This window comes from Gallibacterium sp. ZY190522, from assembly GCF_054166015.1.
This window is the reverse complement of the sequence record NZ_CM135118.1, coordinates 1,435,003-1,456,341: the sequence shown is the minus strand read 5'-3', so window position 1 is coordinate 1,456,341 and position 21,339 is coordinate 1,435,003. Positions and strand designations below refer to the sequence as shown.

At 38.8% G+C, this 21,339-nt stretch carries 18 protein-coding genes and 1 pseudogene; 11 read left to right on the top strand and 8 right to left on the bottom strand.

Features of this window, described 5'->3' with window-relative positions; translation table 11 throughout:
* Window position 1: 1 nt before the first annotated feature.
* Window positions 2-946: a homoserine kinase gene (gene thrB, locus ACXPAV_RS07105; protein WP_458003088.1), complete on the top strand. Its 945-nt coding sequence runs from the start codon at window positions 2-4 to the stop codon at window positions 944-946.
* 18 nt (window positions 947-964) lie between these two features.
* Complete coding sequence (gene thrC, locus ACXPAV_RS07100; protein WP_458003087.1) at window positions 965-2,242, top strand: threonine synthase; 1,278 nt, start codon at window positions 965-967, stop codon at window positions 2,240-2,242.
* A 68-nt stretch (window positions 2,243-2,310) separates the two neighbouring features.
* Here thrC and ACXPAV_RS07095 read toward each other — a convergent pair whose 3' ends face one another.
* From ACXPAV_RS07095 to galT, 3 genes are read right to left on the bottom strand one after another with little or no spacing between them, the layout of a single operon-like run.
* Window positions 2,311-3,336 carry a galactose-1-epimerase gene (locus ACXPAV_RS07095; protein WP_458003086.1) on the bottom strand — a complete coding sequence of 342 codons (1,026 nt, stop codon included), beginning with the start codon at window positions 3,334-3,336 and terminating at the stop codon, window positions 2,311-2,313.
* Window positions 3,330-4,484 (bottom strand): galactokinase, encoded by a 1,155-nt coding sequence (galK, locus tag ACXPAV_RS07090; protein ID WP_458003085.1) that lies wholly within the window; start codon window positions 4,482-4,484, stop codon window positions 3,330-3,332. Before galK ends, ACXPAV_RS07095 begins: the two co-directional genes overlap by 7 nt.
* Window positions 4,485-4,497: 13 nt before the next feature.
* Window positions 4,498-5,541: a galactose-1-phosphate uridylyltransferase gene (gene galT / locus ACXPAV_RS07085; RefSeq protein WP_039088457.1), complete on the bottom strand. Its 1,044-nt coding sequence runs from the start codon at window positions 5,539-5,541 to the stop codon at window positions 4,498-4,500.
* 175 nt (window positions 5,542-5,716) lie between these two features.
* On the opposite strand from galT, the gene ACXPAV_RS07080 reads away from it, so the two are divergent.
* The 5 genes from ACXPAV_RS07080 to ACXPAV_RS07060 all read left to right on the top strand — a co-directional run bounded on the left by ACXPAV_RS07080 (window position 5,717) and on the right by ACXPAV_RS07060 (window position 11,410).
* Window positions 5,717-6,721, top strand: coding sequence for a substrate-binding domain-containing protein (locus ACXPAV_RS07080; RefSeq protein ID WP_039149431.1), 1,005 nt, complete (start codon window positions 5,717-5,719; stop codon window positions 6,719-6,721).
* 206 nt (window positions 6,722-6,927) lie between these two features.
* Window positions 6,928-7,920 carry a galactose/glucose ABC transporter substrate-binding protein MglB gene (mglB, locus tag ACXPAV_RS07075; protein ID WP_039136032.1) on the top strand — a complete coding sequence of 331 codons (993 nt, stop codon included), beginning with the start codon at window positions 6,928-6,930 and terminating at the stop codon, window positions 7,918-7,920.
* Between the two features lie 58 nt (window positions 7,921-7,978).
* Window positions 7,979-9,499 carry a galactose/methyl galactoside ABC transporter ATP-binding protein MglA gene (gene mglA, locus ACXPAV_RS07070; protein ID WP_021461189.1) on the top strand — a complete coding sequence of 507 codons (1,521 nt, stop codon included), beginning with the start codon at window positions 7,979-7,981 and terminating at the stop codon, window positions 9,497-9,499.
* Between the two features lie 20 nt (window positions 9,500-9,519).
* Window positions 9,520-10,530 (top strand): galactose/methyl galactoside ABC transporter permease MglC, encoded by a 1,011-nt coding sequence (gene mglC / locus ACXPAV_RS07065; RefSeq protein WP_013746683.1) that lies wholly within the window; start codon window positions 9,520-9,522, stop codon window positions 10,528-10,530.
* Between the two features lie 481 nt (window positions 10,531-11,011).
* Window positions 11,012-11,410, top strand: coding sequence for a hypothetical protein (locus ACXPAV_RS07060; protein ID WP_458003084.1), 399 nt, complete (start codon window positions 11,012-11,014; stop codon window positions 11,408-11,410).
* A gap of 51 nt (window positions 11,411-11,461) precedes the next feature.
* Here the strand turns inward: ACXPAV_RS07060 and ACXPAV_RS07055 are convergent.
* The 5 genes and pseudogenes from ACXPAV_RS07055 to focA form a co-directional block, all read right to left on the bottom strand.
* Window positions 11,462-11,896: pseudogene (locus tag ACXPAV_RS07055) on the bottom strand (ABC transporter substrate-binding protein); the annotation flags it as partial.
* Between the two features lie 25 nt (window positions 11,897-11,921).
* Window positions 11,922-12,188 (bottom strand): hypothetical protein, encoded by a 267-nt coding sequence (locus ACXPAV_RS07050; protein WP_458003083.1) that lies wholly within the window; start codon window positions 12,186-12,188, stop codon window positions 11,922-11,924.
* 263 nt (window positions 12,189-12,451) lie between these two features.
* Entirely contained in the window at window positions 12,452-13,789 is a 1,338-nt protein-coding gene (gene gdhA / locus ACXPAV_RS07045; protein ID WP_458003082.1) for an NADP-specific glutamate dehydrogenase, read from the bottom strand.
* Between the two features lie 207 nt (window positions 13,790-13,996).
* Window positions 13,997-16,309 (bottom strand): formate C-acetyltransferase, encoded by a 2,313-nt coding sequence (pflB, locus tag ACXPAV_RS07040; RefSeq protein WP_458003081.1) that lies wholly within the window; start codon window positions 16,307-16,309, stop codon window positions 13,997-13,999.
* 40 nt (window positions 16,310-16,349) lie between these two features.
* Window positions 16,350-17,192, bottom strand: coding sequence for a formate transporter FocA (focA, locus tag ACXPAV_RS07035; protein WP_458003080.1), 843 nt, complete (start codon window positions 17,190-17,192; stop codon window positions 16,350-16,352).
* 286 nt (window positions 17,193-17,478) lie between these two features.
* Here focA and hinT point away from each other — a divergent pair, with 286 nt between their 5' ends.
* From hinT to tal, 4 genes are all read left to right on the top strand, one after another.
* A complete protein-coding gene (hinT, locus tag ACXPAV_RS07030; protein WP_039136831.1) occupies window positions 17,479-17,826 on the top strand; it encodes a purine nucleoside phosphoramidase in 348 nt (115 codons plus the stop codon).
* A 13-nt stretch (window positions 17,827-17,839) separates the two neighbouring features.
* The gene (gene bacA, locus ACXPAV_RS07025; RefSeq protein ID WP_458003079.1) at window positions 17,840-18,646 is read left to right on the top strand and encodes an undecaprenyl-diphosphate phosphatase; all 807 of its coding nucleotides are present in this window, start codon (window positions 17,840-17,842) and stop codon (window positions 18,644-18,646) included.
* Between the two features lie 13 nt (window positions 18,647-18,659).
* A complete protein-coding gene (ubiD, locus tag ACXPAV_RS07020; protein WP_458003078.1) occupies window positions 18,660-20,123 on the top strand; it encodes a 4-hydroxy-3-polyprenylbenzoate decarboxylase in 1,464 nt (487 codons plus the stop codon).
* Between the two features lie 143 nt (window positions 20,124-20,266).
* Complete coding sequence (gene tal, locus ACXPAV_RS07015; RefSeq protein WP_039136836.1) at window positions 20,267-21,217, top strand: transaldolase; 951 nt, start codon at window positions 20,267-20,269, stop codon at window positions 21,215-21,217.
* The last annotated feature ends 122 nt before the right edge of the window (window positions 21,218-21,339 follow it).

Genomic DNA, 21,339 nt, shown 5'->3' with positions numbered 1-21,339 from the left:
TATGCTACGAATTTATGCTCCGGCTTCAAGTGCCAATATCAGTGTCGGATTTGATACTTTAGGGGCAGCAATTTCACCGATTGATGGTTCATTGTTGGGTGATATTATTCAAATTGAGGATTGTGTAAACCAATTTGAATTTGAAAGTGTCGGTTATTTTGTGCGTAAATTGCCGAAAGAGCCACAGAAAAATATTGTCTATCAGGCTTATGTGTTGTTTAGTGAGCGTTTGAAATTGCGTAATCAGCCATTAAAACCGTTGCGTTTAACCTTAGAAAAGAATATGCCGATAGGTTCAGGATTAGGTTCAAGTGCCTGTTCAATTGTGGCTACATTGGTGGCATTAAATCAATTCCACCAAGAACCGTTTTCTGATATGGAATTGTTAGAGATGATGGGGGAATTGGAAGGCAGAATTTCCGGTTCAATCCATTACGATAACGTCGCGCCTTGCTTTATGGGCGGTGTGCAGTTTATGGTGCAGTCGCTCGGTTCAATTTGTCAACGTTTGCCGTTTTTCGATCATTGGTATTGGGTGTTGGCTTACCCGGGGATTGAAGTTTCCACCGCAGAGGCGCGAGCAATTTTGCCGAAGAGTTATACCCGTCAGGATGTGATTGCTCACGGCAGACATTTAGGGGGATTCGTACACGCTTGTCATACTCATCAAGAAAATTTAGCCGCCATTATGATGAAAGATGTCATTGCAGAGCCTTATCGCCAGCAATTATTACCAAATTTTGCAGAAGTGAAACAGGCGGCGCAAGATCTTGGAGCGTTGGCAACAGGTATTTCAGGTTCAGGGCCAACAATGTTCGCTATTGCACCGGATTTAACCACCGCAAATAAAGTGGCGGATTATTTAGAAAAACACTATTTACAAAATAATGAAGGTTTTGTGCATATTTGTCAGGTCGACAACCAAGGTGCAAGACAACTTAGTTAAGGAATAAAAGGAAAAAGAATGAATTTATACAACATCAAACATCCGGAAGAGAAAGTCAATTTTTCACAGGCAGTGAGTCAAGGATTAGGAAAAGATCAAGGTTTATTTTTCCCAGAAACATTGCCGCATTTTGAGAATGTTGAAGAATTATTAGCACTGCCTTTGGTAGAGCGTAGTCAACGAATTTTATCTGCTATAATTGGTGATGAAATTAGTGCTGAACAGTTAGCAAATATGGTAGCAAAAGCGTTTACCTTTTCGGCACCTTTAGTCAAAGTTGAAGATCATATTTATGCATTGGAGTTGTTTCACGGTCCGACATTGGCTTTTAAGGATTTCGGTGGACGCTTTATGGCTCAAGCATTAGCAACTGTTCGTAAAGATGGAAAAATTACTATTTTGACAGCAACTTCAGGCGATACCGGTGCGGCGGTGGCACACGCATTTTATGGATTGGAAAATATTGATGTAGTAATTCTCTATCCGAAAGGTAAAATCAGTGTATTGCAAGAAAAATTATTCTGCACCTTGGGGGGCAATATTCGTACTATCGCCATTGAAGGTGATTTTGATGCTTGTCAAGCTCTAGTCAAACAGGCCTTTGATGACCAGGAATTGCGTGAGGCAATTGGTCTAAATTCAGCGAATTCAATTAATATCAGCCGTTTATTGGCTCAAATTTGTTACTATTTTGAAGCCGTTGCCCAATTGCCGAAAGCGCAACGCCAAAATGTAGTGGTTTCTGTGCCGAGCGGTAATTTCGGTAATTTAACTGCCGGATTAATTGCCAAAGCGATCGGCTTACCGATTAAACGTTTTATTGCCGCAACCAATGCTAATGACACTGTACCGCGTTATTTGCGTTCTCATCAGTGGCAACCGAATGCCACCGTGGCAACTTTATCCAATGCAATGGATGTTAGCCGTCCAAATAACTGGCCGCGTGTTGAAGAGTTATTCCGCCGTGAAAACTGGTCCTTAAATGACTTGCATTCCGATAGTGTAACCGATGCTGAAACCGAGCAGACATTGAAGGATATGTTTGCAAAAGGCTATCTCTGCGAACCGCACGGTGCTATCGCTTATCGAGTGCTGAAACAGGATTTACAACCGGGAGAAACCGGTATTTTCCTTTGCACTGCGCATCCGGCAAAATTTAAAGAGAGTGTTGAACGTATTTTAGAGACTGAAGTAGCATTACCGGAAGCATTGGCTAAACATAACGCCTTACCGTTATTATCAATCACAATGCCGGCAGATTTTGATAAGTTGAAAGCGTTTTTGTTGGATAAATGATTTATTAAATAATTGATAAATAAGAAAAATACAAGGTGGTCATTTTTTATTGACCACCTTTTTTTGTGCTAAATAAATTGATAAACAATTTGTTGATGATAAGGTTGGTGGGCTTTTTGGATGCCGCCATATTGATACCATTCCGGATGATTTGGAGTGTCTGGTAATGCTTCAGGCTCTAACGCAATGGCTTGATAATTTTGATATTTTCCAGTGTGGCTTGGGGTGCCAGCAAGGAAATTGCTACTATAAAACTGAATTGCATTATGAGTAGTGGAAAGTAGTAATGTCAAATCACCAGATGATGAGGTTAATTTGGCTGCAGGTTTTAGTTGACCATTTTTACCTTGCAGCAGAAACGCATGATCATAACCACCGACCGCTTGCTGATCGGCATCTTTTAGAAAGTCGGTAGCGATGATTTTTGCTGTTCTGAAATCAAAATGTGTTGCCTCAACTGCGGTCAATGGACGATTTGGAATACCCTCTGCGTTGACCGGCAAATAGTAATCGGCAAACAGTTGTAATTGATGTTGACGAGCATCAGTAACGCCTTCATCAAGATTAAAATAACTGTGATTGGTTAAATTTAAGGCAGTGTCTTGATCACATTGCGCTGAGAAATCAATAAGTAAGGCATTATCGTCAGTCAAGCGATATTGTAGTGAAACCTGTAAATTACCGCTAAAACCTTGATCACCATCCGCTGAAAAGAGGGAAAAAACAGCTGTTTGTGCACCGATATGTTCAATTTTCCAACGGCGTTTGTCAAAGCCTATACCGCCATGAAGAGTGTGCTTATTATCTTGATTTTTCACTATTTTTTGTGTTTTTGCTGCCAAGCGGAATTGACCTTGATTGATACGATTAGCGAAACGTCCGATAGTAGCCCCTAAAAATGCTTGGTTTTCTGCTAACTTCGAGAGAGGGCAGCTACAAACTGTTTCACGAAGTTTGCCTTTTACTGGCACTAAAATGGATAAAATGGTTGCGCCCCAATCGGTTAATTGCACTTGCATTCCGTTTTTGTTTGTGAGTGTCACCAATTGATAGGGCAAGTTATCTGCGGCGATAATTTTTGTTGAAGTTAGCATAAATGAACCCCTTGTGAAGCGGTACAAACATAGAAATCTTCTTTTAAGCCGGTCTGTTTTTGATAGTTGTCGGCGATTATCTTACGCACAGACTCCACTTTTTCAAATGGTGCAATGGCGACAATACAACCTCCAAAACCGCCACCTGTCATTCTTGCACCGCCGCTATTGCCTATAGTTAGTTGAGCTAATTCCACCAAATAATCAATTTCCGGTACGGTGATTTCAAAATCATCACGCATAGATTGATGCGATTGAGCCATTAATTCACCTAAATATTTGATATTATTATGTTTTAAAGCTTCAACCGCTTCTAATACACGAGCATTTTCGGTCACGATATGTTTAGCACGTTTATAAGCTAGCGGATCTCGCTGCTCCAACTCTTTTCCGTAAGCATTAAAATGCGCCACACTCACATCACGCAATGCCTTGACTCCGAAAAATTTAGCAGCGGTTTCACATTGTTGCCGGCGCGTATTGTATTCGCCATCAACCAGATCGTGTTTGACGTGAGAATTTATAATCATAATGGCTAAGTTATCCGGAATCGGTGTTGGAATTGTCTCTAAACTACGACAATCAATCATCATTGCGTGGTGTTGTTGTCCTAAGGCAGAAATAAGCTGATCCATATTACCGCATTGACAACCGACAAAAATATTTTCTGCCTTTTGACCAATTAAGGCGAGCTGTGTATTAGTTAGTGGTAGATTTCCTAGTTGTTGGCAGAATTTGCCGGTTGCCACTTCCAATGAGGCGGATGAGCTTAACCCTGATGAAAGCGGAACATTACCGCTAATTACAATATCTGCTCCTTGTGTAAAATTAGGGCAGGCTTGCTGAATAAAATAGACAACGCCTCGAACATAATTACACCATTTCCGTTCACTCGGTTTAATTTCTTGCAACAATGAAAATTGATCCTGTTCATCTAAATCAGCGGCATAAACATTAAAATGATGATCATCTCGTGGTTTCCCACAAATTGAAGTGCCGTAATTAATGGCACAAGGCATAACGAAACCATCATTGTAGTCAGTATGTTCACCGATTAAATTTACTCTACCGGGTGCATAAACTTGCAATGTCGGTTGAGTGGTAAAACGTTCAATAAATACTTTTTTGGCAATTTCAATAGGTTGCATAAATTCCTCTCAATCAAATTTGGCTGTAATGGGTGGTGGATAATGCGGCTAGTCGAGCGGCTGCCTGTTCTGCGGTTAAATCACGTTGTGATTCAGCTAGCATTTCGTAACCAACCATAAATTTACGCACTGTTGCTGAACGCAACAGTGGTGGGTAAAAATGGGCGTGTAATTGCCAATGTTGCTGATCTTGATTAGTGAATGGCGCACCGTGAAAGCCCATTGAATAAGGGAAAGAGGTCATAAAAAGATTGTCATATTTTGTTGTTAATTGTTTCAAAGCGGTGGATAAATCACGACTTTGTGAGTCGTTTAATTCTGTCATTCGAGTTACGTGAGCTTTAGGCAAGAGTAGTGTTTCAAACGGCCAAACTGCCCAAAACGGCACAACGGCAAGCCAATGTTCAGTTTCTACCACAATACGTTCTTTCCGTTCCAATTCTTGTTGGGCATAATCGACCAACAATACAGAATGATGTTGCTGAAAATATTGACGTTGCATTTGATCTTCGCGCGTAATTTCATTTGGTAAAAAACTGTTTGCCCAAATTTGGCCGTGTGGATGAGGATTGGAACAACCCATTGCTGCCCCTTTGTTTTCAAAAATCTGTACCCACGGATAGGTTTTCCCTAATTCTTTAAGTTGTTGTTGCCACACTTGAATAACCTGAAAAATTTCTTGTTCAGTCAACAGCGGTAAGGTTTTGCTGTGATCTGGAGAGAAACAAACTACACGACTTTCACCGGTTGCTTGGCTAAATTGAAATAATGGATTAGTACTTATTGGTGGTGCTGGTGTTTCATTCAATAGTGCTGAAAAATCATTTTTGAAGACAAAAGGTTGGGTATATTGTGGATTTTGTTCACCCGTGATGCGTCTGTTTCCCGGACAAAGATAACAGCTTGGATCGTAACTTGGTTTTTGTTCATCTGTTGCTTTTTCCTGTTGACCTTGCCAAGGGCGTTTTGCTCGATGTGGTGAAACCAGCACATATTCGCCTTTTAATGGATTATAACGGCGATGTGGATGTTCTGTAGGATCAAAAATTTCGCTCATAAAGTATTCCTTGCTATCAAATGTAAACGGTTACAATTTAATGCGTAAGATACCAATTATTTTCGCAATAAACTGTTATCCAGATCACAAAAAGAACATATTTTTAGTACGATGTATCTATTTAGCGTTATTATTTACGAAAATAATGTAACAAAGATTGGTATAGGATAAAAATATGGTAACAATTCGCGATGTAGCTAAAGTAGCTGGGGTCTCAGTTGCAACGGTTTCTCGTGTACTCAATGATCATCCAAGTATTAGCGAAAAAGCAAAAAATAAAGTATTACAAGCAGTTGCAGAATTAAACTATCAACCGAATGCAAATGCTCAGGCCTTAGCATCACACGCTGTAGATACTATTGGTGTTGTTGTAACAGATGTAACAGATCCGTTTTTTGCTATTTTAGTGAAATCTATAGATCAAGTGGCGGAAAGTTATCAGAAAAATATTTTGATTGGTATGGGATACCACAATGCGGATAAAGAGCGCAAAGCGATTGATAACCTGCTACGAAAACGTTGCACCTGCTTGGTAATACACGCAAAAGCCTTATCAGATGAGGAGTTGTCTTCATATTTAACGGCGATTAAAGGAATGGTAATTATTAATCGTATTGTTCCTGGATTCGAGAACCGCTGTATAGGTTTAGACAATGTCAAAGGAACAGAAATCGCTACTGAAACATTAATTCGGAGTGGACATCGTTGTATTGGTTACATCGGTTCTAATCATCCGATACACGATGAAACTGATAGACTACAAGGTTATTTAAATACATTGCAAAAATATAAAATTCCTATCCGAGAATTAGCAATTACGAAAAGCTCACCGAATTTTGAAGGCGGTGAAGAGGCGATGATTAATTTATTGAGTTATAACAGTGACTTAACAGCAGTTGTTGCCTATAACGACTCAATGGCAGCCGGTGCAATGTCGGTATTGAGTGAAAACGGTATTATTGTGCCTAAAGATTTTTCTTTAATCGGTTTTGACGATATGCCGATCGCCAATCATTTAATCCCTAAATTAACGACTATCCGTTATCCTATTGATTTGATGGCAAATTATGCAGCTAAATTAGCATTAAGCCTAGCTAATAATGATATTGATCTGCCGGAACCGATTCAATTTAATCCGACTTTGGTAAGGCGTTTTTCTGTTGAAAGACGGATAAAATAAAAAAAATTGTAATTGAGTTACATTTTTGTGAAACCGATCACATCAAATATTTAAAAAAATCTGTATGCTATTCACAGTTATATTTCTGCAATAGCGGTATGGAAAGATAACCGACAGTTGATAACGATAGTTTTGACTGTATAAATAAAGAGTGAGCTGCTCTTAAGATTATGAATTTCCAGTAAATTTAATAGGAGATGTGTATTATGAAGAAAATTGTACTCAGTGCGATTGCATTATCATTAGGCTTAGGATTAAGCACTATGGCGCAGGCAAAAGATGTTCGTATCGGTGTAACCATTTACAAATATGACGACAACTTTATGTCTTTGATGCGCAAAGAAATCAATAAAGATGCTGAAAAAGTGGAAGGCATTAAATTATTGATGAATGACTCACAAAATGCACAATCTATTCAAAACGACCAAATCGATGTTTTACTTTCTAAAGGCGTAAAAGCATTGGCGATTAACTTGGTTGACCCATCTGCAGCGCCAACAGTGATTAATAAAGCGAAAGGTTTGAACGTACCGATTGTTTTCTTCAATAAAGATCCAGGTCAAAAAGCAATTGACAGTTATGATGCGGCCTACTATGTAGGAACTGATCCAAAAGAATCAGGTATTATCCAAGGTGATTTGATTGCAAAACAGTGGAATGCACATCCGGAATGGGATTTAAATAAAGATGGTAAAATCCAATTTGCCTTATTAAAAGGTGAACCGGGACATCCTGATGCGGAGGCTCGTACAAAATATGTGGTTGAAGAATTAAATGCAAAAGGTATTCCAACCGAACAACTCTTCTTGGATACTGGTATGTGGGATGCCGCAATGGCGAAAGATAAAACTGATGCTTGGTTGTCCAGTTCAAAAGCTAACGATATCGAAGTGATCATCTCCAACAATGATGGTATGGCGATGGGCGCATTAGAAGCAACCAAAGCACACGGTAAAAAATTACCGATTTATGGTGTGGATGCATTGCCTGAAGTGCTTCAACTTATCAAGAAAGGTGAAATTGCCGGCACTGTCTTGAATGATGGTGTTGGTCAAGCTCAAGCAGTTGTTGATTTGTCCAGCAACTTAGCTAAAGGCAAAGAAGCGACAGAGGGAACACAATGGAAATTAGAAAAACGCGTTGTTCGTATTCCTTATGTAGGTGTCGATCAAGAAAATTTAAGTGATTTCTTAAAATAATATCTGATTACCAGATCGTGGGGGAGCAATCCCCCTCTTTCCTGCTTTGGGGTTGAATATGGTAGTACAAGCCGAAACAAATAGCAGTCAAGTGCTGCTAGAAATGAAAAATGTCAGCAAGTCATTTCCGGGTGTGAAAGCACTTGACCACGCCAATTTAACAGTTCACGCACATTCCGTTCACGCATTAATGGGCGAGAATGGCGCGGGAAAATCCACATTATTAAAGTGCCTATTTGGAATTTACGCGAAAGATGAAGGCGAAATTCTGTATTTAGGCAAAGACGTTAATTTTCGTACCTCAAAAGAAGCCCTTGAAAATGGGATTTCGATGGTACACCAAGAATTGAATCTCGTTCGTCAAAGAAGTGTAATGGATAACCTCTGGTTGGGGCGTTATCCGTTGAATGGTTTTTTAGTGGATCACGGGAAAATGTATCGTGATACAAAAGCGATTTTTGATGAATTGGATATTGATATTGATCCGAAAGAGAAAGTTGCCAATTTATCTGTTTCACAGATGCAAATGATTGAAATTGCAAAAGCTTTCTCCTATAACGCCAAAATCGTTATTATGGATGAACCGACTTCATCATTGTCTGAAAAAGAGGTGGAGCATCTGTTCAAAATTATTGCCAAACTAAAAGATCGTGGTTGTGGCATTATCTATATTTCTCACAAAATGGATGAAATTTTTAAGATTTGTGATGAAGTGACCATTTTACGTGATGGAAAATGGGTCAATACCGTCAAAATTAAAGATACTAATATGGATCAATTAGTAACGATGATGGTTGGTCGCGAATTAACCCAGCGTTTCCCTGAAAAACGCAATGTGCCGAAAGAAACCATTCTTACTGTTGAACACCTAACGGCAAAAAATCAACCGTCTATCCAAGATATCAGTTTTGAACTTCGTAAAGGTGAAATTTTAGGTATTGCCGGTTTGGTGGGCGCAAAACGAACTGATATTGTTGAAACTATTTTTGGTATTCGTGAAAGAGCAAGTGGAACGATCAAACTGCACGGCAAAGAGATGCGCAATAAAAGTGCATTGGAAGCGATTAATAACGGTTTTGCCTTAATCACAGAAGAACGCCGTTCAACAGGGATTTATGCTAATTTAAGTATCGAATTTAACTCATTGATTTCTAATATGAAATCGTATCTAGGTAAATTAGGTCTTCTCAGCACCGCAAAGATGAAAAGCGATACACAATGGGTAATTGATTCGATGAATGTGAAAACACCATCACATCGTACCAATATCGGTTCATTATCAGGCGGTAATCAACAAAAAGTGATTATTGGGCGCTGGTTATTAACACAACCGGAAATTCTAATGATGGATGAACCGACACGCGGTATTGATGTCGGTGCGAAATTTGAAATTTACCAATTAATGATGCAATTAGCAGAGAAAGATAAAGGTATCATTATGATCTCTTCCGAAATGCCGGAGTTGCTCGGAGTAACGGATAGAATTTTAGTGATGAGTAATGGTCGGGTAGCAGGGATTGTCGAAACGGCAAAAACCTCGCAAGAACAGATTTTGCAACTTGCAGCAAAATATTTATAAGTTGATAAAAGGATTGAATTATGGCTGGTATTCAACAAAAAAAATCACTTGATTTTATGAAACAAAATGCAATTTATTTTGTTCTTTTAATCTTGTTAGGGGTGATCGTTTCACAAGATGATACCTTTTTAAGTTTATTGAACTTCAGTAATATTTTGACACAATCATCCGTGCGTTTAATTATTGCATTGGGGATGGCTGGAATTTTGATTACGCAAGGTACGGACTTATCCGCCGGTCGTCAGGTCGGTTTGGCAGCGGTGGTTTCCGCCACAATGTTACAAGCGTTGGATAATACCAATCGCGTGTTCCCTGATCTTGCTGAAATGCCAATTCCTGTTGTGATTTTAATCGTTTGTGCTATCGGTGCAGTTATCGGAATGATTAACGGCTTAATCGTCGCCTATCTGAATGTAACACCGTTTATTGCGACTTTAGGAACGATGATTATCGTCTATGGTGCAAACTCACTTTACTATGATGCGGTTGGCTCTTCTCCGATCGCCGGTTTCAGCAAATCTTTCTCTGAATTTACTCAAGGTTTCTTCCAACTTGGTGATTTCAGACTCTCCTACATCACCATTTATGCTGCAATCGCTGCATTTTTTGTCTGGGTCGTGTGGAATAAAACACGTTTTGGTAAAAATATGTTTGCTATCGGCGGTAATCCGGAAGCAGCACGCGTGTCCGGTGTAAACGTTGCTAGGAACCTAATCTTTGTTTATGTACTTGCTGGTGCATTTTACGGTTTTGCCGGGATGTTGGAAGGTGGTCGTATCGGTAGTGCTACTAACAATCTCGGTTTTATGTACGAATTGGATGCAATCGCCGCTTGCGTGGTTGGAGGTGTATCCTTTGCCGGTGGTGTTGGTACTGTTATTGGTGTTATCACAGGTGTTATTATTTTCACTGTTATCAACTATGGTTTAACCTACATTGGTGTAAACCCATATTGGCAATATATTATCAAAGGTACTATCATTATCCTTGCAGTAGCAATAGATTCTTTAAAATATGCGAAGAAGAAATAATCTTTCTTCCACAAGTTTATAATAAAGCCGCATCGACTAGATGCGGTTTTTTGTCTCGAATATATAACCTAACTACAACATATAAGAAAAAAATATTCAAAGCATAAAAAAGCCCCATATTCATATATTATGGGGCAAGTAGTAGGAGGTTGTTTTTTATTATTTTAATGCAGCTTGATCCTCTTCTTGAATTTTTGCTTCACACGCTTTGACTTGTTTTTCAAAAATAGTGAGCCATTGTTTATGTTGCAAATGATAGGGGCAATTATAGGATTTTGGAATAAAGATTTGCTAACAGGAGAGGTCTTTTCTCACATAGTAAGTATGTTTCCTGCATTTATTATAGGATTACTACTTGGACTATTCGGATATCAATTGATGCATAAATATAATATTAACTATCATAAAATCATTTACTGTTTTTTAATCGTTATTGGTAGTATTCTAATCTTACAGAATCTTGTGAAGATAAGGTGAGATTATGAAACGAATATTGATTATGAGTCTTGTTGTCCTTCTAACCTCTTGTGCTTTGACACCGGAGCAACAGCGAGCTAGAGAGGAAGCCCAAATTCGGCAGCAGCAGGCGTTACAGGTTGCTTTGGCAAAACAGTGTGATGAAGAAACGGCATATTTAATGAAGCGTCAGTTTGATCAGGATATTGGTTTAACGGAAAAAGAGCAGAAAGCATTTAAAGTGGAATATACCAAACGAGTGAATGATCTAATGTTCCAATCTTGTTATAAATTAGCATTACAAAATTATATGGCTCAACAACAGATTCGACAGATGGAGATTGAGCGACAATTTTATTATGATGATTTTCCTCCATACGATTTAGGTCCACGTTGGTCTCACAGATATTGGTATCGCTGGTAGATGAGAAGTTATGAAAGGTAAAGGATAAGCCTTTACCTTTTTTGTCTATTACTAATAATCTACCAAAATATCAGATTCGCTGATGGTATCGCCGTAAACTGGATGTAGTGTTTTTTCGTAAGCGGCTTTAATTTTACCCTCTTTAGTTAGTTTTACGATTTCATCATTTAACCATTTTAATAATTCAGGTTGATTTTGTTGTACTGCCGGAGCGATGAACTCTTGTTCGCCCAAGCTACGCACACCAACGGTATAGCCTGGATTATTTTTTGCCCACGCGAATAATAGTGTGTTGTCGTGTGCTAATGCGTCGCCACGCCCATCTTTTAAGGCATCAAAGGTTTCTGTATTTTGTTCAAATTTCAATAATTTGATATTAGGATAATTTTTTGTGAAGAAGGCATCGGCGGTAGTGCCCTTATTAACTAATAATGTTTTATCAGTTAATTGCTGAATATCAGTGATGACGGAATCTATTTTACCGACTTCTTAAAAATTGTTCTGGAGTGTTCTATTCAATAATATTGCTTTGATCCATAAAAATAATGTGGTCTGAAACTTGACGAGCGAAAGTCATTTCGTGGTAAACAATCTTGCAAGAGATTTCAATATAGGCTTTAGTGATGCGAGATAAAACCCGTACCGGATACACCAGCAGCACTGCACAGATAATGCCGATAATTAGAGAGAAAATAATACCGGCTCCTGCTAAATAAAGTGTGAGTAAGGTTGCATCAATAAATTTTGGAATTGCATTAACAACGTATTGCCAATCCATTTTTAGATTCCATTTAAACTAAAACATAAAGGCATTATATAAATTTATTTCTATACGGCTAGATGGCTATTTAGCACTTTTTATTATTTTTTATAACTAAAAGAAATAAAAGTATGATAGTAATCGGAAATGTTATAAGAAATCTGCATTTAAAATAATGTTGAATAATGTTGATCTTTTTTGAAGAAGGAATAATTAGAATGATAAAAAAAGAAGATGGGAAATACCCATCTTCAAGAGATAAAAGGAATTGTAGAAAAGGGTTATACGATACCTTGAGCTAACATTGCATCGGCCACTTTGCGGAAACCGGCAATATTTGCGCCGTTTACATAGTTGATGTAGCCATTTTCGCTACCGTTAGCAACGCAGTTTTCGTGGATATTTGCCATAATGTCGAAAAGACGTTGATCCACTTCTTCACGACTCCAAGATAAACGAATTGCGTTTTGGCTCATTTCCAATCCTGATGTCGCTACCCCACCGGCATTGCTAGCTTTACCCGGTGCATAAAGAATTTTTGCATCGATAAATACGTTTACAGCACCTAAAGTAGAAGGCATATTCGCCCCTTCGGCAACACAGATACAACCATTACTCAATAATGTTTTGGCATCTTCTGCATCCAATTCATTTTGAGTTGCGCAAGGTAGTGCGACATCACAAGGAATTCCCCAAGGTTTTTGGTTGGCAAAATATTCTAAGCCTTGTTCTTTGGCATAAACAGAAATACGTTCGCGACGCACTTCTTTTAATTCAATTAATGCTGCTAATTGAGCTTCTGTCATACCGCTGTCAGCAAATTTAACAAAACCGTTTGAGTCGGAAAGGGTTAAGACTTTCGCACCTAATTGGATCGCTTTTTCAGCTGCATACTGCGCAACATTACCTGAACCGGAAATAAGCACGCGTTTACCTTCAATGCTTTGTCCTTTGGTTTTTAACATACTTTGTGCGAAGTACACCACACCGTAACCGGTGGCTTCCGGACGAATCAAACTACCGCCGTAAGGTAAACCTTTTCCGGTTAATACAGAAGCAAATTCATTACGAACACGTTTGTATTGTCCAAATAGATAGCCGATTTCACGTCCGCCAACACCAATATCACCGGCAGGTACATCAAGATCGGCACCGATGTGACGAGAAAGTTCGGTCATAAATGCTTGGCAGAAACGCATTACTTCCGCATCAGATTTGCCTTTAGGATCAAAATCAGAACCGCCTTTGCCGCCACCCATAGGTAACGTGGTTAAAGCATTTTTGAAGACTTGTTCAAAAGCAAGGAATTTTAAGATACCAAGATCAACAGTCGGATGGAAGCGTAATCCGCCTTTATAAGGACCGATGGCGGAGTTCATTTGAATACGATAACCACGATTTACTTGCACTTGACCTTTGTCATCAACCCAAGATACTCGGAACATTATTACTCGTTCCGGTTCAACGATACGTTCAAGTAAGCCTTGTTGTGCATATTTCGGATGTTTGGCGATAAAAGGTGCTAGACTACCGAAAACCTCTTCAACTGCTTGATGAAATGGTGCTTGGTTCGGATCACGTTGTTTAATTTTTTCGAATAAAAGTGTTAAGTCATTCATATGTTTGCCTTCCTATTTTGTTGTTATGTTTGAATTGTTAGTCAGTGTAGCAAGCAAGGCAAAAAAAAGGCTAGTTTTTTTTAAGAAAAATAAGAAAAGTTAAATGAGATATAAATAAACCGGATATTTTTGAAATATGTTTAATTTTTGAATAAAAGATATAAAAAAACTGCCCCGAAAGGCAGTTTTTTAATCAATAGTTATTAATTACATAGTTTGTGTGAAAGTACGAGTAATAACGTCTTGTTGTTGCTCTTTAGTTAAAGAGTTAAAACGCACTGCATAACCGGAAACGCGAATGGTTAATTGTGGATATTTTTCCGGATTTTCCATTGCATCTAACAACATTTCACGGTTCATTACGTTCACGTTCAAGTGTTGTCCGCCTTCAATGGTCGTTTCGTGGTGGAAATAACCGTCCATTAAGCCTGCTAAATTACGTTTTTGTGCTTCGTAATCTTTACCTAACGCATTTGGTACGATTGAGAAGGTATAAGAGATACCGTCTTTCGCATAAGCGAATGGCAATTTAGCCACAGAAGTTAATGAAGCTACCGCGCCTTTTTGGTCACGACCGTGCATTGGGTTTGCACCTGGTCCGAATGGTGCGCCGGCACGACGACCGTCCGGAGTATTACCGGTTTTCTTACCGTAAACCACGTTGGAAGTAATGGTCAATACAGATTGAGTAGGCACTGCATTGCGGTAAGTTTTAAGTTTTTGAATTTTCTTCATAAAGCGTTCAACCAAGTCGCAAGCGATTTCATCTACACGGCTGTCGTTGTTACCGAATTGTGGATATTCACCTTCAATTTCAAAGTCGATAGCAATATCTTTAGCCACAACATTACCATCTTTATCTTTGATGTCGCCACGGATAGGTTTAACTTTTGCATATTTGATAGCAGAAAGTGAGTCTGCCGCAACGGATAATCCGGCGATACCGCAAGCCATTGTGCGATAAACATCACGATCGTGTAATGCCATTAATGCAGCTTCATAACTGTATTTATCGTGCATATAGTGGATGATGTTCAAGGCAGTAACATATTGTTTTGCCAACCAATCCATAAAGCTATCCATACGGGTCATAACATCATCGTAGTCAAGATATTCAGTTTTGATTGGCTCTGTTTTCGGACCAACTTGCATACCGTTTTTCTCATCAACACCACCATTGATAGAGTAAAGCATTGTTTTCGCTAAGTTGGCTCTCGCACCGAAGAACTGCATTTGTTTACCAACAACCATTGGACTCACACAGCAAGCAATAGCATAATCATCACTATTGAAATCTGGACGCATTAAATCATCGTTTTCATATTGTACAGAAGAGGTATCAATAGAAACTTTTGCACAGAAACGTTTAAAGTTATCCGGTAATTTTTCAGACCAAAGAATTGTCATATTTGGTTCAGGTGATGGTCCCATAGTGTAAAGAGTATTTAAGAAACGGAATGTATTTTTAGTTACTAAAGTACGTCCATCTAAACCCATACCACCAAGAGATTCTGTTGCCCAAATTGGGTCTCCTGAGAATAATTGATCGTATTCAGGAGTACGTAAGAAACGTACCATACGTAATTTCATAACAAGATGATCGATCAACTCTTGAGCTTGTTCTTCAGTCAAAGTGCCTTCTTTTAAGTCACGCTCAATATAAATATCTAAGAATGAAGAGACACGACCAAATGACATCGCTGCACCGTTTTGTGATTTAACTGCTGCAAGGTAACCGAAGTAAGTCCATTGTACAGCTTCTTTAGCATTTTTTGCCGGTCCGGAAATATCGTAACCATAACTGGCAGCCATTTGTTTGATTTGACCCAATGCGCGATGTTGTTCAGCAATTTCTTCACGTAATTGGATGGTCATTTCAAGATCTTCACCGCTTTCTAAGCGTGGTTGAAGTGAAGAGAATTGTTTATATTTATCAGCCATTAAGAAATCAATACCATAAAGGGCAACACGGCGATAATCTCCGATGATACGTCCACGTCCATAAGCATCTGGTAAGCCGGTTAATACACCTGATTTACGACAACGTAGAATATCTGGTGTATAAACATCAAATACACCTTGATTATGTGTTTTACGGTATTCAGTAAAGATTTTTTTTACTTTAGGATCTAATTCTCGACCATAAACTTTGCAAGATCCTTCAACCATTTTGATCCCACCAAAAGGAATAATGGCACGTTTTAAAGGAGCATCAGTTTGTAATCCAACGATCTGTTCTAATTCTTTCTCGATATATCCTGCTGGGTGAGAAATGATTGTTGAAGGAATGTCTGTATCAAAATCAAGAGGTTCGTGAGTGCGGTTTTCCTCTTTAATACCTTCCATAACTTTATCCCAAAGTTTGGTGGTAGCAGCAGTAGCACCAGCTAAGAAAGATTCATCACCTTCATATGGAGTGTAGTTACGCTGAATAAAATCACGTACATTGACGTTTTCTTGCCAATCACCAGCTTGGAAACCTGACCAAGCTAATTGTTGTTGTTCTGTTAATTGAGTCATAATCATTTCCTTAATTGAATAATGAATAAAAATAAATGCTTTAGTGCGCTTTGGCTAAAAAGCGATGGAATAAGCCAATACAAACCGCACCACCAATAATGTTACCTAATGTGACAGGAATTAAATTCTTCACAATAAAATGGTAGAAATCTAAATCGGCAAACTGTGAAGCATCAATTCCCAATTGTTGCCAAAATGAAGCATCACTATAATGTGCTGTCAAAATACCCATTGGAATCATAAACATATTTGCTACACAGTGTTCAAAACCTGAAGCAACGAACATCCCAATCGGTAAAATCATAATTAATGCTTTATCGGTTACCGTCCGTCCGGAATAAGCCATCCAAATGGCGACACAAACCATAATATTACATAAAATACCTAAGCAAAAAGCCTCTAACCAAGAATGGTGAATTTTATGTTGTGCAGTTTTCAGAATAGTTAATCCCCATTGACCTTCCGCGACCATTGTTTGCCCAGCGAACCAGATTAACGCCACAATGATTAAACTGCCTACGAAATTGCCAAAATAAACAACAACCCAGTTGCGTAGCATTTGTACAGCAGTAATTCTACCGGAAGCTTTGGCGGTGGCGGTTAGTGTGGAGGAGGTAAAAAGTTCTGTTCCCAAAATCACTACCATAATGACACCAAGAGAGAAAACCAAACCGCCAACGAGTTTAGCCAATCCCCACGAAGCATTAGTTAATCCGGTTTGTGTTGTTGTATAAAACACAAAGGCAAGTGCAATACAGGCACCGGCGGAAATACCGGAGGCAAAAGAGAGAAAAGGTTTTTTCTGTGCTTTATAAGCGGCAACATCTTCCGCCAGATCTGTCATCTGTGCCGGATTCAGTGCAATAGTTGTCGCATCTTTCATAAACACGATTTCCTTCAAAAAAATTTTATATTTTCAAAAATTTTGCTAATTATAGGAAGTTTTAGTGGGAATAAATAGCAAATTCAGTGTTTAGAAATTACCGTTTTGAGGTATCGTTGATACAGATCAAATTTCAAATTAAGTTATTGAAATATTGTTAAAAAGTTGTTTTAAAACAATGTAAAGAAGTTTTCTTCTCTTTTACAAGCATAACTATAAAAAAGCCTTTATAATAGACGAGTTATTTTAACCTTCATATTATTAGTTATTTTTAAGGAGAAAAGTTATGGCAACAGAAACTATCTTTAGCAAAATTATCCGTAAAGAAATTCCGGCAGATATCGTCTATCAGGATGATTTAGTTACGGCATTTCGCGATATTGCTCCGCAAGCACCGACACATATTTTGATTATTCCGAATAAAATCATCCCAACTGTCAACGATGTAACAGCGGAAGATGAACAAGTTTTAGGGCATCTGTTTGTCATTGCTGCAAAAATTGCAAAAGAACAAGGTATTGATGAGGATGGTTATCGCCTCATTGTGAATTGTAATAAACACGGCGGACAGGAAGTGTTTCATTTACATATGCATTTGGTTGGTGGTAAACAGCTTGGCAAAATGTTGCCGTAAGCAGGAGTTTTGAATGTCTGAATTATTAATTGCTTTCATTTTAGGTTGTGTTGAAGGCTTAACCGAATTTTTACCTGTTTCATCAACTGGACATATGATAATTGCCGGTCATTTTCTTGGCTTTGAAGGGCAAAAAGCGGCAACGTTTGAAGTGATTATTCAATTAGGGTCGATTTTGGCAGTTATTTTTGTGTACTGGCGCAAAATGTTCGGATTGATCGGTATTCATTTCGGTGAGAAAGTGGAGCGTAACAAAGCTCACTTAAATTTAATACATATTATTTTAGGGATGATCCCAGCAGTGGTGTTGGGGTTAGTATTTCATTCCACGATCAAATCTTGGTTTAATATTCATAATGTTATCGGTGCTTTGGTTGCCGGTGGTATTTTATTGATTTTGGCGGAAAAATTTCGTCCGCAACCGGCATATGCGGAAGAGTTGGATCAAATTACTTACCGTCAGGCATTTGCGATCGGGCTATTCCAGTGTTTGGCATTATTCCCTGGTTTTTCTCGTTCCGGAGCGACTATTTCCGGTGGGTTGTTGATGGGAGTAGGTAAAAAAGCAGCAGCAGAATATTCTTTTATTTTAGCTGTGCCGATGATGATTGGTGCAACAGCATTGGATTTATATAAAAGCCGTCCTTTTCTTTCGTGGGATGATTTACCGTTATTTGTGGTTGGTTTCGTTACCGCATTTGTAGTAGCAATGATTGCTATTCGAACATTCTTGCATTTAATTGGTAAAATCTCATTCGTTTCTTTTGCTATATATCGCTTTATCTTAGCAATTTTATTAGCTTGGATAGTATTGGCTTAATAAGGAGCAGAGGGTGAAGTATAAAAATTTGCGTGAATTTATTGCATTGTTGGAACAGCAAGGAGAACTGAAACGTATTACTGTTGAAGTGGATCCGTATTTAGAAATGACAGAAATAGCGGATCGTACTTTGCGTAAAGGAGGGCCGGCACTGTTGTTTGAAAATGCAAAAGGATTTGATATACCTGTTTTATGTAATCTGTTTGGTACGCCGAAGAGAGTTGCATTGGGGATGGGGCAAGAGGATGTTAGCGCCTTGCGTGAAGTAGGCAAATTGTTGGCATTTTTGAAAGAACCAGAGCCACCGAAAGGGATCAAAGATCTATTCAGCAGCATTACGCAATTTCGCCCTGTGTTGAATATGCCGACAAAAACGGTGAGTAAACCGGAATGTCAGGATGTTGTTTTAAGTGGAGATCAGGTGGATTTATACCGTTTACCGATTATGCACTGTTGGCCGGATGATGTAGCCCCTTTAATTACTTGGGGATTGACAGTTACAAAAGGGCCTTATAAAAAACGGCAAAATATCGGTATTTATCGTCAACAACTGATTGGAAAAAATAAATTAATTATGCGTTGGCTATCGCATCGTGGTGGTGCTTTAGATTTTCAGGAATGGAAAGAAGTCCATCCAGACGAGAAATTCCCAGTTGTTGTAGCGTTGGGCGCTGATCCTGCAACTATTTTAAGTGCAGTAACACCTATTCCAGATACGCTTTCTGAGTACGCCTTTGCAGGCTTGCTTCGTGGTAATAAAACAGAAGTGTCGAAAGCATTAAGTTGCAATCTGGAGATTCCTGCTGGTGCGGAAATTGTGCTGGAGGGATATATTGATCCGAATGAAACTGCATTAGAAGGGCCTTATGGCGATCACACCGGTTATTACAATGAGCAGGAACACTTTCCGGTATTTACCGTCACTCATCTAACAATGCGTAAAGACCCGATTTATCATTCGACTTATACTGGTCGTCCACCGGATGAGCCAGCGGTACTGGGGGAGTCATTGAATGAGGTTTTTATTCCTATTTTGCAGAAGCAATTTCCGGAAATTGTTGATTTTTACTTACCACCGGAAGGGTGTTCTTATCGTTTAGCGGTAGTGACGATCAAAAAGCAGTATGCTGGCCACGCTAAACGTGTAATGATGGGAGTTTGGTCATTCTTACGACAGTTTATGTATACTAAATTTGTAGTGGTTTGTGATGATGATGTTAATGCACGCGATTGGAAAGATGTAATTTGGGCAATTACAACTAGATGCGATCCAGCACGGGATGTTACATTAGTGGAAAATACCCCGATAGATTATCTTGATTTTGCTTCACCAGTAGCGGGGTTAGGCTCCAAAATGGGAATTGATGCAACCAATAAATGGCAGGGAGAAACTCAACGGGAGTGGGGGCGTCCTATTAAAAAAGATCCGAATGTCGTGAAACGAATTGATGAGATTTGGCAACAATTAGGTCTTTAAGCGTAATGTTTTCAGTCTTGAAACAGGCGGTTACGCTAATATTAAATATCGTAAATCGCAATAATAGAAAACGTACTACTCAGAGTAATTGTTTCTGTGGTACTATGCCAGCACTTTTCAAATAAAATTAAGGAGTAAATTTTATGTCACAACTTGAAGCTCTACGCAAAATGACAGTGGTTGTTGCCGACACCGGCGATATTGAAGCAATCAAAAAATACCAACCACAAGATGCAACCACCAATCCATCATTAGTATTAAGCGCCTCCCAACTACCACAATATGCTTCGTTAATTGATGAAGCTGTTGATTATGCAAAAAGTAAAAGTTCAGATAAAGCACAACAATTAATTGATGCAGAAGATAAATTAGCGGTAAATATTGGTTTGGAAATTTTGAAAATCGTCCCAGGACGTATTTCTACTGAGGTGGATGCTCGTTTATCTTACGATACAGAAGCAACTGTAGCAAAAGCACGTAAACTTATTGCACTTTATAATGAAGCAGGAATCAGTAATGATCGAATTTTGATAAAAATTGCGTCTACTTGGCAAGGTATCCGTGCAGCGGAAATTCTAGAAAAAGAAGGGATTAACTGTAATTTAACATTATTATTCTCTGAAGCTCAGGCAAGGGCGTGTGCAGAAGCAGGTGTTTACCTTATTTCGCCGTTTGTTGGTCGTATTTTAGACTGGTATAAAGCGAACAGTGATAAGAAAGCATTTGTGCCGAGTGAAGATCCTGGTGTAATTTCAGTAACAAAAATTTATAACTATTACAAACAGTATGGCTATAAAACCGTAGTAATGGGAGCAAGCTTCCGCAATATCGGAGAAATTACTGAATTGGCAGGTTGCGATCGTTTAACTATTTCGCCGGCGTTATTGAAAGAGTTGCAGGAAAGCGAAGCGGAATTGCCACGTAAATTGGATTATAAGGGTGATGTATTGCCTCGACCAGCTGCGATGACAGAAAGCGAGTTTTACTGGCAACATAATATGGATGCGATGGCAGTTGAGAAGTTGGCGGAAGGTATTCGTAAATTTGCAGCAGATATTGAAAAATTGGAAGCGATGTTGGCAGCAAAACTTTAATAGTTGATGTTTTTCAGGCGGTGAATCACCGCCTTTTTTTTGCTCGTTTTTAGATAAATGCAGATTAAGTTTTTATGTTCTATGTGGATTTAGGCTATAATGCCTCCTTATTTTAAACAGCA